Source organism: Ensifer sp. (assembly GCF_031989085.1).
Lineage (GTDB): Bacteria > Pseudomonadota > Alphaproteobacteria > Rhizobiales > Rhizobiaceae > Ensifer.
In genome coordinates this window covers 1-14,694 of sequence record NZ_DALZXU010000017.1, presented here as the reverse complement: position 1 = coordinate 14,694, position 14,694 = coordinate 1, and the positions used below count along the sequence as shown (strand labels likewise).

The window sequence follows — 14,694 nt, the reverse complement described above, 5'->3', positions numbered from 1 at the left end:
CAGAAAGGTCGATTGCATGCCTGCAAGGATTCTCGTGACCGGTATTCCCGGCCACTACACGCGCCTGGTCAATGGCGCCCACGGTCTGTCCGTCTCCTATGCGGAGCGCCAGAAGCAACCGGAGACCAAAGAGGAGTTTCTGCAGGAGTTGCGCAACATCAGCAACACCGGCAACTATCTCATCGGCGAAGGCGCGCTCAGGGCACTGTCACCCCATGCCAAGCACGTGCCGTTCTGGCATCTTTACAATTGCGCCAAGAACGGCGTCGGTCTCGACGAGTTCAACGCCAATTTCGATATCTGCGTCTTCACCTGCGCCAACCTCTTGCGCAAGGGGCTTTCCGCGGATGCTGAAGCCGACGTGCTGGAGAAGCTCAAGATGCCGATCGTCATGCTCGGCATCGGCCAGCAGAACCGCAAGGATCTCGAAAACAACCTGCCGGAAGGAACAAAGCGGCTGCTCGCCATCCTCAAGGAGCGCGAGCATTTCTTCCTGACGCGCGGCTTTGAGACGGAGAGCTTCCTCAAGGACCAGGGCTTCAAGTTCGTGCGGCCGACGGGCTGCCCGTCCGTCTACTTCATGCCCGACAACATGCGCAAATCGCTGAAGAAACTGCCTGAGGTCGACGTCACCAAGGCCCGCACCATCTTTTCCGGTTACCTCGGCGGCAACCAGGATACGGTGCTCGATGCCAAGGCGCTGCCCGGCGGCGACAGCGTGCCGCAATACGTGGTCCAGGACGAGTTCCTGCATTTCGACATGAGCGTCGAACCCAATGGCGAAGGGCGCGTCTACGACACCGCCTCGGGTACGATGGTCGGCAACCTCGCCTATCCCGGTGCCGACAGGCTCGGCAAGCCGTTCCAGGTGCGCACCTTCTTCGACACCAACCAATGGCGGGCCTGGGCCTCGTCGATGGACTTCAACCTCGGCCGCCGTTTCCACGGTTCGATCATCGCCATGCAGGCGGGTGTGCCGAGCCTGATGGTGGCGGTGGACGACCGGATGCGCGAAATGCTCGGCTTCACCGGGCTGCCGGCTGTCGACATCAACGAGATCGACAGCGCCGAGAACCGCAGCGACTTCGTTGCAGGTCACCTGAAGACGCTCAATGCCTCGGAGCTGGTCGACAGATACTCCGACCGCGAACGCGCGTTCCGCTCGACATTGCGGGAAATCGGCATCGGTCACTAGGACACGTCCGCCAAGAAGATGCGACGCGCCGTCGATCAGGACGCGCGCGAAAGCAAAGACATAGCGCGTTTCCGAGCCTTCTTTCGGGCCGGAAACGCTCGCACCGCACGCGGCATCCTCCCAAGGCTCGCTCAAAGGACAGTTATGCGTATCTTACTTACTGGGATTCCCTCCTATCTGCAGCGCACGATCGGCTCGGTTTCTGGCCTGACGGTGCACCATCGCCCCTATTTCGACGAGGTAACGGCGAAGAAGGACTTCCTTTCGCAAGTGCGGAAGATCGCCAATACCGGCAATTATCTGATCGGCGAGGGCGCTGCCCGGAGCCTGCGGGGGCATGACGTTACCTATGTGCCGTTCTGGCACCTCGTGAACAACCGCACCTCGGATGAGCTCTACGAGCAGGCCAACCGCGAGTTCGATCTCTGTGTCTTTGCCTCTGCCAATCTGTTGCGCCCGGGATATTCCGCTGATCTGGAGGCCGAGGTTTTCGCCAAGCTGAAGATGCCGGTGGTGGTGATGGGCATCGGCATCCAGCGCAAGGAGGGCCTCAAGGAACTGCTGCCGGCGGGAACGCTCAAGTTCCTGGATGTGCTCAGGAACCGGGAGAGCTACTTCCTGACGCGGGGCTATTTCACCGCTGAGTTCCTGAAAGAGCAGGGCATGAAGTTCGTCAAGCCGACGGGTTGCCCGTCGCTTTACTTCGCGCCGAACGAGATGGTGCGCTCGCTCACGGCACTTGCCAATCCGGCGCTCGCCGACGGGCAGAAGATCGCCTTCGGCGGGTATCTGGGCAGCGTTGCCGACACGATCGTCGATGCGCATGCGCTGCTTGGGCCGAAGTCCGTTGCGAGCTACGTCGTCCAGGACGAGGTCGTCGCCTACAATCTGGACCTGCCGGGCGACGATGCCACGCCGGTCTACGATCGCGCCAGCGGCAGGATTACCGGTGCGACGCAGTACAAGCACAAGGAAAAGTGGCAGCGTGAGCATGAGCTGATCGCCTTCTTCGACACCAATCAGTGGCGCACCTGGACCACGACCAGGGACATGTGCTTCGGCCGAAGGTTTCATGGCTGCATCATCGGCATGCAGGCCGGCGTTCCCGCATTGATGATCGCGGTCGACGATCGTATGCGCGAAATGCTGGAGTTCATCGGCTTCCCTTACATCGAGGCGGCGACCTGGAACCGTGAGGGCGACAAGCGTGCCTATCTCGCCAATTTCCTGTCGAAGATCGACGCGGAGGCGGCCATCGACCGCTATCAGGCTTGCGAGGCCAACTTCAGAAATGTGCTTGGCCAGATTGGCATCTGAGGGCGCAGGCTGGCTTTCTGGCGCGCGCCGGTTCTTTCTCGGCGCGCTGCTGTCCTTGTCTGTTGTCGCATCCGACGCGGCGGCCGCGGGAGAGCAGGGTCCGGCGGGCATCATCGGCATCAACAGGGTCAATCTCGCCTGGCTGACACCCGGCGAACAAAGAAGGATCCTGACCGACATTGCCGCGAGCGGGGCCACCCATGTACGGCTCTCCCTGTCGGCACCGGTCGACAAGAGCATCGACGCGGTCGAGATCGCCTATCGTCTGGGGCTGAAGATCCTGCTTGAGATCCAGCTCAGCAATCCGGATTATTACGCCGACGATGTGCGTCCTCGAACCGGCCACGGCCGCATCTGGGACATTCGCCGGCTATCCGACATCGATCCGCGCATATACGGCGAAAAGCTGAGGGCGGCGCTTGCCCGGATGGACGCTGCCGGCGTCGCGCTTGCCGCCGTCGAGCCCGGCAACGAGATCAACTACAGTGCCTATAATGGCGACCTCATCGTCCTTGAAAAGCCCGGTGCCGCCACGGCCCGCCATGTGTCCGATATCCGCAACAGACAGGCCTTCGCGCTGGGAATGGCGGCCTATGTCGACATCGTCGCGCTGACCCGGCAGGCGCTGAAGGCGACCGTCCATAGCCGCAGGGCCCTGGTCGTTTCGGCCGGACTGTCCGACATGGGCGCCGGGGAGGCGGATCGCAGGGGCATGGAACGCCTCGATCCGCAAGAGGTGATCGCGCTCCTGAAAGAGCGTGGGCTCGACCGCCATGTCGATGCCTATGGCATTCATGTCTACCCGGGGCAGAAAACAGGGGTGAGGCTGACGGAGTATGTCAGCGATCTCCTGGCTTTCTGCGGCGATGGCGTGGTGGGTAAACCCTGCTGGGTCACCGAGTGGGGCGTCGCCAACGCTGCGCGCGCATGCCCGCTCGACGATCGAAAGCGTGCGGATGCCGTCGCGGCGATCCGGTCGGCGTTCGACGATCTCATGTCGGCGGGACGCCTCGATGCTGCCTTCTATTATGATTGGGACACGCACGCCGGCTATGGCGTCTGGCGGTGCGGCCGTCTCAGCCCTGCCGGTGCCGACGCGATTGCCCCGAAGGAGCGAAACCGCGCCGCGAAGGGCCGGTGATCGGCATCGGCCTTGGATGTGCGGGCCGCCAACGCCGTGCTCAGCGGGCGGCCCGTTACCGTCACACTTCGAAGATGTCTTCGAAGGATTCAGGAAAACTCTGGCGGGCGATCTTCTCGTTGATCACCAGCATGGCTTCGTAGGAGACCGGATCGAAGTCCTTATCGACCGCAACGACCTCGCGGCCAAACAGCAGGTTGAGCCGGGCGGCATCGAGATTGCCGCGCTCGAACGGCTCGGCGCCGAAATGATGCCAGAGAGCGTGGAGGAAGGCCGCATCGATGCGGTGCGCTCCCGAGCCCGGCCTGGCATGGCGGGGCAATGCCTTGATCGGCGTTGCACCCTTCGGATTGGCGCGACGGATGACGAACTGGATGCCCGTGCCCGGCATGGCGTAGGGAAATCCCCGGTGTTTCGTCATATCAGCCAGTTTGGCCATTCTGTTCTCCTTACGCGGTCTGTTTCTGACCGATCTTGTCCTCAGTCTTCGTGTCGAAGTCGGAGGCGTCGTGGCGTTCGTGCAGTTGTTCTGACGGGTCGCCGCTCAGGCGATTGACCATGCGGCCGCGCTTGACTGCGGGACGTGCGGCGATTTCGGCGGTCCAGCGCTGTACGTTTCTGTAGCTGTCGACATCAAGGAACGTGCCGGCGTCGCCATAGGCCTGCTTGAGCGCGAGGTTGCCGTACCAGGGCCAGATCGCCATGTCGGCGATGGTGTATTCGGAGCCGGCCATGAACTGGTTGCCTTCCAGATGACGATCGAGCACGTCGAGCTGGCGCTTTACCTCCATCGCATAACGGTCGATCGCATATTTGATCTGCATCGGCGCATAGGCATAGAAGTGGCCGAAGCCGCCGCCGAGGAACGGGGCCGACCCCATCTGCCAGAACAGCCAGTTGAAGGTTTCCGTGCGGGCGCGAAGCTCCGACGGCAGGAAGGCGCCGAATTTTTCCGCAAGGTAAAGCAGGATGGAGGCGGATTCGAAGACGCGGACCGGTGCGCCGCCGCCCTTGGGTGCGTGGTCCATCAGTGCCGGGATTTTCGAGTTCGGATTGACGTCGACGAAACCGGAGCCGAATTGATCACCATCGCCGATCCGGATGGGCCAGGCGTCATATTCCGCATCGGCGTGGCCGGAAGCCAGGAGCTCCTCGAGCATGATCGTGACCTTGACCCCATTGGGCGTGGCGAGCGAGTAGAGCTGCAGCGGGTGCTTGCCGACGGGCAAGTCCTTGTCCTCAGTCGGGCCGGCGATCGGGCGGTTGATGCTGGCGAACGCACCACCATTGCCCTTGTCCCAGGTCCAGACCTTGGGAACCACATAGCCGGCGGGGAAATTATCAGCGGGGGATTTCTCGGTCATCACGTTCAACCCTGTTTCATCTACGACGTGTCGCTCTGCCGGATTTGGCATTTCTCGATATAGGAATGCAATCGCTGTTGCGCACCACTGTCAGCGACAGATCGCGGACAATCCTGGGATCGGGACCGCTTCGGCTGGATCGCGCGGTACTTATCGGAACGGATTTCAGGGTGTTCGCGCAAGATTCAGCAAATTTCTACCCAGCCTCGCTTGACTTTCGTCCAATATAGAGGTCAATTCCTGTTTAGCGGAAACAAAGTTCGGTATACCGGACGAAGGCGGGGAGGCCGTTTCTTCAGATCACGCACGATGGCCATGTTGGCGACGGACGAAGACGTCCGGCGGACGGGATACCTTTCCGAAAATATCTGATCTCACAAGTCAAAACTAAAAAAGGGGGACTTAAATGAGCGAAATTCTAAAAATCAACCGTAGAGCCGCACTGAAATTGCTTGGTGCTGGCGGCGCTGTTCTTGCGGCACCGACCATTATCCGTCCGCGCCCGGCCTGGGCCGACAATGGTGTCCTGAACATCACCACCTATGACAAGTTCCTGCCGCAGGAATTCATCGACAAGTTCCAGAAGGACACCGGCATCGAGGTTCGCATCCGCCTGACGGACGACCAGGGCAAGCAGTACAACCTGCTGACCGCCGAAGGCGCCAATCCCTCGACCGATATCGTCACCGTCGCCGGTCACCGCTATTCGCAGTTCATCTCCTCGAAGCTCTTGCAGCCGCTCGATACCGGCAAGATCGCCAACTGGAAGAACCTCAACGCCGCCTACCAGGATGCATCCTGGGCGCGCGTCGATGGCAACCTCTGGGGCCTGCCGATTCTCGCCGGCTACGAGGGGCTTGCCCGCAACGTCGACTACGTGAAGGAAGCGCCGAGCTGGGAGATCATGTTCGATCCGCAGTTCAAGGGCCAGACCTCCTACATCGTCAGCGACTTCATGACCATCGTCATGCAGTATCTCGGCCACGACGGCGACTTCGTCAGCTATGCCGGCAAGGTCGATGAAGCTCAGAAAGCCACCAACGAGGCGCGCGACTTCCTGATCAAGAACAAGGACATGGTGCGCAAGTACTATGACGCCGGTTCCGAGGTTCAGCAGATGTTCATCAACGAGGACATCTATCTTGCGCACTCCTGGTCTGGCCCGGCTGCCAAGCTGATCATCGACGGTCATCCGATCCAGCTGTCGGTGCCGAAGGAAGGCACGTTCGGCTTCTGCTACACGCTCAACGTCGTCAACAACGCGCCGAACGCCGAGAATGCCTACAAGCTGCTCGACGCGATCCTGGCAAGCCCGGAAGTCGGCGCTGCGATGACCCGCCAGTCGGGCTACAGCTCGACCATGAACGGCGTCGGCGATCTGCTCAACGAGCGCGAAAAGCTTGCCTCGACGCTTCCGCAGGAAGAAGTCGAACGCATCATCTTCTTCTCCTCGCTCAACCGCGACATGAAGAACGAGATGATCGACCGCGCGACCGCTGAGGTCAAGGCGGCCTGATCGGGCGATGATTTGCAGGGTGGCACCGTCTCCGAGCGCTTCGGCAGCTTGGAGGCGGTGCCGGCCTGCCCGTGCCCTTTAGCTCAACAACGCGCCAAGACTGACCGCCGGCCACGCCGCGCGGGACCGGTCGGGCTGCGCCAACCGAGATCGTTTCATGGTGAGTAGCAACACGACAGCCGGCTACGGTGCGCTGCGCGAAGCACCCGTTCCAAAATACTCGACGGGGATAGCCAAGGTGGTCAATTCCCCGCTTTACCGGCACACGCTGGGCGCGGCGGTGGAATCGCGGATCGGCCGCATCCTGCTTCTGGCCGGTGTGCCGATGATCTGGCTGATCATGCTGCATGTCGGGCCGATCTATCAGATGCTGAAGATCAGCCTGCTGTCCCACTATCCGGTCCAGCCGGGGGTAGAGTCCCGTTTCACCCTCGACAACTACGCGATCTTCTTCAGGGAATCGATCTACTTCACGCCGCTGATCAAGAGCTTCATCTTCGCAACGGCCGCGACGGCGGCGACCCTGGTGGTCGTCTATCCCGTTGCCTACTATGTCGCCAAGGTCGTCAAGCCCCAGGGCCGCTCAAGGGCGCTGTTGCTGTTGCTCGTGCCGTTCTGGGCCGGCGAGCTTATCCGGACATTCTCGGTGATCATGCTGCTCGCCAACCGCGGCGCCGTGAACGTGCTTCTGCGCGAAATCGGCTTCATCGACCGGCCGATCCCGATGCTCTACACGTCATTCTCGCTCGGTTTCGGCCTTGTCTACCTGATCTGCCTCTACATGCTGCTGCCGCTCTATTCGGCGATCGAAAAGATCCCGTCGCCGCTGCTCGATGCCGCGGCCGATCTCGGCGCGGGCCCGTTCACCCGCTTCCGCCGGATCATTCTGCCGCTTTCGCGCGACGGTATCGTATCGGGTTGCTGCCTGGTCTTCCTCACCTGCATCGGCGTCTTTGCGACCCCCATGCTGCTCGGCGGCCCGAACACCGTGCTGTTTCCCGAAACGATCAGCGGCTTCTTCCACGGCGCCAGTGACAAATGGCCCGTCGGCGCTGCCTTCGCCCTGATCATGCTGGTGACCGCTCTGACCGCTGCCGCCATCTTCATGCGGCTGGTCGGCGGGCGCAAAAGGAGAGCAATCTAATGCGCACCCTGTTTTCCGATGTCCCGCGCGCGTCACTGACCGCGTTCTACTGGGCCTTCATTCTCTACCTGCTCCTGCCGCTCACGCTGATGATGGCCATGAGCTTCAAGGACGCCAATTTCGTCGCCTTCCCGATCGGGGAGTGGACGTTCGACTGGTACGTCAAGGTCATGCAGGACAAGCAGTTCCTGGAAGCCTGCCTCTATTCGATCATGATTGCCGCGGCGACGACGTTTGCGGCAACGACACTCGGCGTCTGGATCGCCATGCTGATCGTCGCCGAGGGGATCCGCGGCCAGGTCATCATCTTCGCGCTCGCCTGTCTGCCGGCGGTCGTGCCGGGCATGATTTCGGCGATCTCGCTGCGCATCTTCATCTCGACGATCGATATGCCGACCGGAACGGCGGCGATCATCCTCGGCCACACCGTGCATGCCGTGCCCTTCGTCGTGGTCATGGCGCTGACCCGCTTGCGCTCGATGCCCGGCAATCTCGTCGATGCCGCGCGTGACCTGGGTGCAGACGGTGTCGTTGCCTTCTTCCGGGTGACGTTGCCCTATCTTGGGCCTGCGCTCGTCGGCGGCATGATCTTCTGCGTGCTGCTGTCGATCGACGATTTCGTGCGCACCTTCTTCCTCGGCGGCTATCGCCCGACCCTGCCCATGCTGATCTTCGCCAAGGTGCAGGGCGGCATGTCTCCCGAGATCAACGCAATGGCGACACTCGTCCTGGTGGTTACCGCCGCCGTCGGACTGTACGCCGAATTTCTCACCCGCCGTGCGAGGACCCGCTGATGGAACCCGTCGTCCAATTCGAAAATGTCACCAAGAGCTACGGCAAGCACGTCGCCGTCGACAACCTGAACCTCAGCATCGAGGGCGGCAAGTTCGTGACGCTGCTCGGACCGTCCGGATGCGGAAAATCGACCTCGCTGCGCATGCTCGGCGGCTTCGAGACCCCGACATCAGGCCGCATCCTGCTGAGCGGCAAGGATGTCACGAAGGTTCCGCCGAACAAGCGCAACGTCAACATCGTGTTCCAGGACTATGCCCTGTTTCCGCACATGAGCGTCGCCAAGAACATCGCCTTCGGCCTCGAGCTGAAGGGCCTCGACAACGCGTCGATCCATCGTCGGGTTTCGGAACTGCTGGAACTGGTGCAACTGCAGGACTATGCCAGCCGCCTGCCGGCCGAGCTGTCCGGCGGCCAGCGCCAGCGCGTGGCCCTGATGCGTGCGCTTGCGCCGGATCCGGACGTGCTTTTGCTCGACGAGCCGCTCTCGGCGCTTGACGCCAAGCTGCGTCAGCAGATGCAGATCGAGCTCAAGGCCATTCAGGAAAAGACCCGCAAGACCTTCATGTTCGTGACCCACGACCAGGAAGAAGCGTTGACGATGTCGGACACGATCGTCGTCATGAACAAGGGCCGCATCGAGCAGATGGGCGATCCCCATTCGCTCTACGGCCGTCCCGGCTCTGTTTTCGTCGCCAATTTCATCGGCGAGACCAACCTGTTGCGCAGCACCGTCGTCGGTACCGAAGGCGATGTCGCGGCGCTCAGCTGGAACGGTATCACCATCACCGCAAACCCCGGCGGGCTTTCGCCGAAGGTCGGCGAGCACCTCTACGTCGTCCTGCGTCCGGAGGCGATCCATTGTTCGGCCGCTGAACCGACAAGCGGAAACCGCATCAAGGGCAAGATCCGCCAGCGGGTGTTCAAGGGCAACCATACCTCGCTGATGGTCGAAGTCGGCGCCGGCACCTTGCTCAACACCCTTGTGCATCCAAGCGATGTCGCGCAACTTAACGGCGAGGACATCTGGGTCGGCTGGAAGCCGGAGACGGCGACGGTCATTCCCGACCGGCACGCCCACAACTAAGAAAAAACGGCCCGCATCGGATCGGTGCGGGTCATCGGCAGACGGGGCGACCGATGTGAACCTTGGGGTTCCATCGGGCGACGGAGGTAAACCATGGCCTATAACGTAGCGGCACCGATCCCATCGGCGGCAATGAGCCTGCGGGAACTGGAGCAGCGTGTGCGCGACGATCTGGCGTGCCTGTGCTATCCGCCGGCAAACTGGGTCGTGCCAACGGGCGCCGAAGAGCCGGTGCACGACGTCGTCGTCATCGGTGGCGGCATGTGCGGCCTTGTTGCCAGTTTCGCGCTGATCGGCGGCGGCATTCAGAACATCCGCATCTTCGATCGCAGCGACGAGGGCTTCGAAGGTCCGTGGCTTACCTATGCCCGCATGGAAACCCTGCGCTCGCCGAAGCAGCTGACGGGCCCGGCCTATGGCATGGCGTCGCTCACTTTCCGGGCCTGGTACGTCGCCCAGAATGGCGATGACGCCTGGGCAGCGCTCGACAAGATCCCGCGCCCGATGTGGATGGACTACCTGCGCTGGTATCGCAAGGTGCTGGACCTGCCGGTCGAAAACGGCGTCGAGGTCAAGGCGATCCGGCCCGAAGGCGGCCTGATGCGGCTGGAGCTGACGGGCAGGGGCGCGCGCGAGACATCGGTGCTCGCCCGCAAGGTGGTGATGGCGACCGGCCGCGACGGCATGGGACATCCGAGCATTCCCGATTTCGTCGGAGATCTGCCTCGGAAATACTGGGCGCATTCCTCCCACGAGATCGATTTTGCTGCCCTCAAGGGCAAGCGGGTCGTGGTCGTCGGCGTCGGGGCTTCGGCCGTCGACAATGCTGCCGAGGCCCTGGAGGCGGGTGCTGCCGAAGTCCGCCATCTCATTCGACGCAAGGAAATGCCTTGCATCAACAAGCTGATGGGGATCGGTTCCTTCGGCTTCACCGCAGCCTTCTCGCAACTCGGCGACGCCAGGCGCTGGCAGATCATGAACTATTCGCTGCGCACCCAGACGCCGGCGCCGCGCGGATCGACCATGCGCGTCAGCCGCCACCCGAACGCCTATTTCCACTTTGACGCGGCCGTCGAAAGCGTGGCGCTCGACGGCGACGAGATCGTCATCGAGACGTCGCAGGGAAAGCCGGTGCGCGCCGACTTCCTCATTCTGGGCACCGGCTTCGGCGTCGACCCGCTGGCACGCAAGGAGCTCGACGGCTACGCCGACAAGATCCTGCTCTGGCAGGACCGCTTTACCCCGCCTGAGGGCCAGGAGAACGACCAGCTCGGTCGGTTTCCGTATCTCTCCGCCGACTTCAGCTTTCTGGAGCGCGAACCGGGAACGGCGCCGTGGCTTGCCAACATCCACAGCTTCAATTCGGGTGCGGCTGCCAGCCTCGGCAAGGTGAGCGGCGACATACCTGGCATCAGTGAGGGCGCGTCGTGGCTGGTGCGGGAGATTGCCGCCAAGCTCTACGCCGAGAATTTCGATCAATACTGGCAGCGGCTGCTCGACTACGACACGCCGGAACTGCGCGGCGACGAGTGGACGGCATCGCCCTTGCCGGACAGCGTGCTGGCCCAGAGCCGCAAGCAGGCATAGGAGGACGACATGGCTGAGAACGAGGACGTGATTGCCGCGATCGTCGGCATCGAGCCCGGCAGCGCGCTCGCCGCTGTCGTAGCGGGGCGAGCCGACATCATGGCGCTGACGCAGAAGACGCATGACAGCGCGCTGAGCCCGGAAAATCCCGGCGGCCTGTCGCATGCCGAGCGGGCGGCACTTGCCTGGCGGATGGCGAAGATCAACGACAACAAGGCCTTCGAGGATCATTTCGAGGCGCTCTTGGAAAAGGCCGGCGCGCCCGACGCAGCTGCCAGGATGGCCGATATCTGGTTCGACGGCGGCAACGACATCCGCGCCAAGGCGCTGATCCGCCACGTCGATCTGGTGGCACACGCCCCCAAGCAGGCGACGCGCCGCGACATCGAACTGCTTAAGGAAGCGGGCCTTGCCGACGACGATATTGTCCGGCTTTCCGAACTCGTCGCCTTCGTCAGCTACCAGATCAGGGTTGCCGTCGGTCTTGAACTGATGCGGGGGCTGGCATGAGCGAGATCGTCCACGACTTCACCACCGACATTCCGGTCTGGAAACCCTATGTGACGCCGCTCAACCTGGCGGATGCGACGCCGGAGCAGCTCGAAGCGCTCAAGGTCACGCCATCCAACACCAAGGTCTCGGACTACGTGCTGGTGCTGGCGCATGACGTGGAGACGCTGACGCACAGAAGCCCGCTGTTCAACGGGGTGATGTATAATAGCGGCGGCCTGTCTCGCGCCGAGCGCGAGATCGGCGCCGTCGGCGCCTCGATCGTCAACCGCTGCATCTACTGCGCGGCCGTGCACGCCAGTCGCTACAACCAGCTGACCAAGAGCACCGACGTGATCGCGGCCATTTTCGCCGACGGCACCGAAGCCGAGATCGAGGCGCGGCTGAAGGCGATCCTGAATTTTGCAGTCAAACTTTCGAAATGCCCGCCCGAAGCAAATGCCGCCGATATGGCAGCGCTCGTAGAGGTCGGTTTGAACAAGGAGGAAATCCTCGATCTCATCCTGTCCACGTCCCTGTTCGGCTGGGCCAATCGGCTCATGCACACGCTCGGTGAACCGATCAGGGAATGACAGCAGGAGATCCCCACGCGATCGGCAAAGAGGGACAAGCCATGAATTTGGTCAATCCGCCCGAAATCGGGCCACGCTTGCAGGCATACCGAAAAGAGTTGAACCTGACGCTTGCCGAACTCGCCGCCATGTCTGGCGTGTCGCGCTCGATGCTGTCGGAAATCGAACGGGGCAATGCCAACCCGACCTATGGCACGCTCTGGCACCTGACGCGGGCGCTGAAGATCGACCTTAACAGTCTGGTCAGCGGTGCCAGCGAAGAGCGGGGCGGATCGATCATCGATCTGCAGCCGGGTAACCTGACGCCGACCATCCGTAGCGCCGACGGCAGCTGCACGCTGCAGATCCTGTCGCCGGCCACGATGGTGTCGCTGATCGAGTGGTATCTCCTGAGCTTCGAGGTCGACGGCAAACTGATCAGCGATCCGCACGGCACGGGTACGATCGAGCATCTGCACTGCACCGTGGGCGAAATCGTCGTGCGCAGTGCCGGAAACACGATGATCGTGCGCGCGGGAGAGACGGCGCGTTACGCCGCCGACGTTCCCCATTCGCTGACGAGTGTCGGGCCGGTCGGAGCGGGCGCATTCCTGGTGGTTGCATCAGGCGATGTCGGTCCAAACACGCCGAGAACGGCGATACGTCCGAAATAACGATCGGCCAGCCGGCCGAACTGTAATTGATGAGAAGAGGAATGATGATGCGGGTAGGAATAGTCGGAGCGGGTTCGATCGCTTTTGGAACAGCAGTGCTTGTCGAGCAGCAGGGCCATCAGGTGAAGCTGTGGTCACCCTCCGGTGAGCGGACGCGTGCCTTGGCGAACGGCGAAGCGCTCACCGCGGAAGGCGCGATCAAGGGGACGTTCCATCCCGGTGTTGCCACCAGTGCCGAAGATCTCGTTGCCGGTGCCGAGGCGCTCGTCATCGCGCTGCCGGCCTATGGCCACAAGACCGTGCTCGATGCCATCGCGCCCCATATCACACCGCAGCAGATCGTCATCTTCAGCTCGCACGCCTCGTTCGGCGCGCTCTATCTGTCCCGTCTGCTGGCGGCGCGCGGGGTCACCGTGCCGATCGTGGCCTGGGGAACGACTGCGGTTTCGGGCCGCCAGCTGAGCCCGACCACGGTCAACGTGAACACGATCCGCAAGCAGGTCGATCTCGCAACGGTCCCGTCGTCTGAAAGCGCCCGCGGGCTTTCGGTCTGCAAGGACCTGTTCGGAGACCGGTTCCTCGACCGCGGCAGCCTGATGGCGATCGCGCTTTCCAACCTCAATCCGCAGAACCACATGGGCATCGCGCTCGGCAACATGACCCGCATGGAGCGCGGCGAAAGCTGGAGCCAGGGCCAGAACGTCACGCCGAATGTCGGCCGTCTGCTCGAGGACCTCGATCAGGAGCGCATCGCCATTGCCAGCACGCTCGGCCTTGAAGTGCGCAACATCTTCCAGCATTTCCACCTCTCCTTCCATGTGCCGATGAACTCCATCTCGCAGATGAACCAGGAGATGCACGAGGCCGGCAATGGCGGCAGCGGTCCGACCACCGCCGACAGCCGTTACGTCACGGAGGATGTACCCTTTGGTCTCGTCATGACCGCCAAGATCGGCCGTCTCGCCGGCCATCCGGCCGAACTGCACGAAGCGGGTATCAAGATCTTCTCGGCGATGTACGGCCGCGATTTCACTGCGGAAAACGACCTGCTCAACGCTCTTGATCTCGATGCGATGTCCCTGGACGAACTGAAAGATCTTTGCCGCAACGGATATGCCGTCGCGGCCTGATCAGGCCCTGTGACAGTCTTCCCCGCCTGCAGTGCGCGGTGGGGAGGACGCGGCGCAAATCGTGACCAGCGACCGCGTCCTTGTCGTTCCAAACCAGAATTTCAGAATGCCGCGACGCGATGAGCGCCGTCGGCAACAGCGAGGCTTACCCTCTATGACATCAGCTTTTCTCTCCCATCTTCGTTCCGAGCTCGACGGCCTCAAATCGGCGGGGCTTTACAAGTCGGAACGGGTGATCGTCTCGAAGCAGGCGGGCGAGATCGAGGTTGCCTCGGGCGAGCGGGTGTTGAATTTCTGCGCCAACAACTATCTCGGCCTTGCCGACAATGCGGAGTTGGCGGAGGCCGGCAAGCAGGCGCTTGATCGGTACGGTTACGGCATGGCCTCGGTGCGCTTCATCTGCGGCACCCAGGAAGAACACAAGCAACTGGAAGCGCGGATCTCGTCGTTCCTCGGACTGGAGGACACGATCCTCTATTCCTCCTGTTTCGACGCCAATGGCGGCCTGTTCGAGACGCTGCTCGGCGAAGAGGATGCGATCATTTCCGACGCGCTCAACCATGCCTCGATCATCGACGGCGTGCGGCTGTCGAAGGCCAAGCGCTTCCGCTACGCCAATAACGACATGGCGGCGCTGGAGGAAGAGCTGAAGAAGGCCGAAGGCAGCCGCTTCAAGCTGATTGCCA

At 62.2% G+C, this 14,694-nt stretch carries 15 protein-coding genes; 13 read left to right on the top strand and 2 right to left on the bottom strand.

What is annotated here, in order from left to right; genetic code table 11:
- Positions 1-16 precede the first annotated feature (16 nt).
- The 3 genes from RTP54_RS30610 to RTP54_RS30600 all read left to right on the top strand — a co-directional run bounded on the left by RTP54_RS30610 (position 17) and on the right by RTP54_RS30600 (position 3,653).
- Entirely contained in the window at positions 17-1,195 is a 1,179-nt protein-coding gene (locus RTP54_RS30610) for a polysaccharide pyruvyl transferase family protein (RefSeq protein ID WP_112811349.1), read from the top strand.
- Positions 1,196-1,339: 144 nt separating this feature from the next.
- Positions 1,340-2,512 (top strand): polysaccharide pyruvyl transferase family protein, encoded by a 1,173-nt coding sequence (locus tag RTP54_RS30605; protein ID WP_112833018.1) that lies wholly within the window; start codon positions 1,340-1,342, stop codon positions 2,510-2,512.
- On the top strand, positions 2,493-3,653 hold the full coding sequence (locus tag RTP54_RS30600) for a glycoside hydrolase (protein ID WP_312367812.1): 1,161 nt from the start codon (positions 2,493-2,495) through the stop codon (positions 3,651-3,653). Before RTP54_RS30605 ends, RTP54_RS30600 begins: the two co-directional genes overlap by 20 nt.
- A gap of 61 nt (positions 3,654-3,714) precedes the next feature.
- Here RTP54_RS30600 and RTP54_RS30595 read toward each other — a convergent pair whose 3' ends face one another.
- Positions 3,715-4,092, bottom strand: coding sequence for a hypothetical protein (locus RTP54_RS30595; RefSeq protein WP_112811352.1), 378 nt, complete (start codon positions 4,090-4,092; stop codon positions 3,715-3,717).
- 10 nt (positions 4,093-4,102) lie between these two features.
- Positions 4,103-5,017, bottom strand: a complete 915-nt coding sequence (gene yghU, locus RTP54_RS30590; RefSeq protein ID WP_312367809.1) for a glutathione-dependent disulfide-bond oxidoreductase — start codon at positions 5,015-5,017, stop codon at positions 4,103-4,105.
- Positions 5,018-5,423: 406 nt separating this feature from the next.
- Between yghU and RTP54_RS30585 the strand changes: the two genes are divergently transcribed.
- The 10 genes from RTP54_RS30585 to RTP54_RS30540 form a co-directional block, all read left to right on the top strand.
- On the top strand, positions 5,424-6,533 hold the full coding sequence (locus RTP54_RS30585) for an extracellular solute-binding protein (RefSeq protein WP_112811353.1): 1,110 nt from the start codon (positions 5,424-5,426) through the stop codon (positions 6,531-6,533).
- Positions 6,534-6,690: 157 nt separating this feature from the next.
- Positions 6,691-7,677, top strand: a complete 987-nt coding sequence (locus RTP54_RS30580) for an ABC transporter permease (RefSeq protein WP_112811354.1) — start codon at positions 6,691-6,693, stop codon at positions 7,675-7,677.
- Complete coding sequence (locus RTP54_RS30575) at positions 7,677-8,471, top strand: ABC transporter permease (RefSeq protein WP_312367806.1); 795 nt, start codon at positions 7,677-7,679, stop codon at positions 8,469-8,471. Before RTP54_RS30580 ends, RTP54_RS30575 begins: the two co-directional genes overlap by 1 nt.
- Entirely contained in the window at positions 8,471-9,556 is a 1,086-nt protein-coding gene (locus tag RTP54_RS30570; RefSeq protein ID WP_112811356.1) for an ABC transporter ATP-binding protein, read from the top strand. Before RTP54_RS30575 ends, RTP54_RS30570 begins: the two co-directional genes overlap by 1 nt.
- Before the next feature lie 93 nt (positions 9,557-9,649).
- Positions 9,650-11,143 (top strand): NAD(P)/FAD-dependent oxidoreductase, encoded by a 1,494-nt coding sequence (locus tag RTP54_RS30565; RefSeq protein WP_312367803.1) that lies wholly within the window; start codon positions 9,650-9,652, stop codon positions 11,141-11,143.
- 9 nt (positions 11,144-11,152) lie between these two features.
- Positions 11,153-11,653, top strand: a complete 501-nt coding sequence (locus tag RTP54_RS30560; protein ID WP_312367801.1) for a hypothetical protein — start codon at positions 11,153-11,155, stop codon at positions 11,651-11,653.
- Positions 11,650-12,225, top strand: coding sequence for a peroxidase-related enzyme (locus RTP54_RS30555; RefSeq protein ID WP_112818488.1), 576 nt, complete (start codon positions 11,650-11,652; stop codon positions 12,223-12,225). Before RTP54_RS30560 ends, RTP54_RS30555 begins: the two co-directional genes overlap by 4 nt.
- Before the next feature lie 41 nt (positions 12,226-12,266).
- Positions 12,267-12,878, top strand: coding sequence for a helix-turn-helix domain-containing protein (locus RTP54_RS30550; RefSeq protein ID WP_112811359.1), 612 nt, complete (start codon positions 12,267-12,269; stop codon positions 12,876-12,878).
- 47 nt (positions 12,879-12,925) lie between these two features.
- Positions 12,926-14,008: an NAD/NADP octopine/nopaline dehydrogenase family protein gene (locus RTP54_RS30545; protein ID WP_312367797.1), complete on the top strand. Its 1,083-nt coding sequence runs from the start codon at positions 12,926-12,928 to the stop codon at positions 14,006-14,008.
- Positions 14,009-14,162: 154 nt separating this feature from the next.
- The coding region (locus RTP54_RS30540; protein WP_312367795.1) for an aminotransferase class I/II-fold pyridoxal phosphate-dependent enzyme at positions 14,163-14,694 on the top strand (532 nt) is incomplete at its 3' end.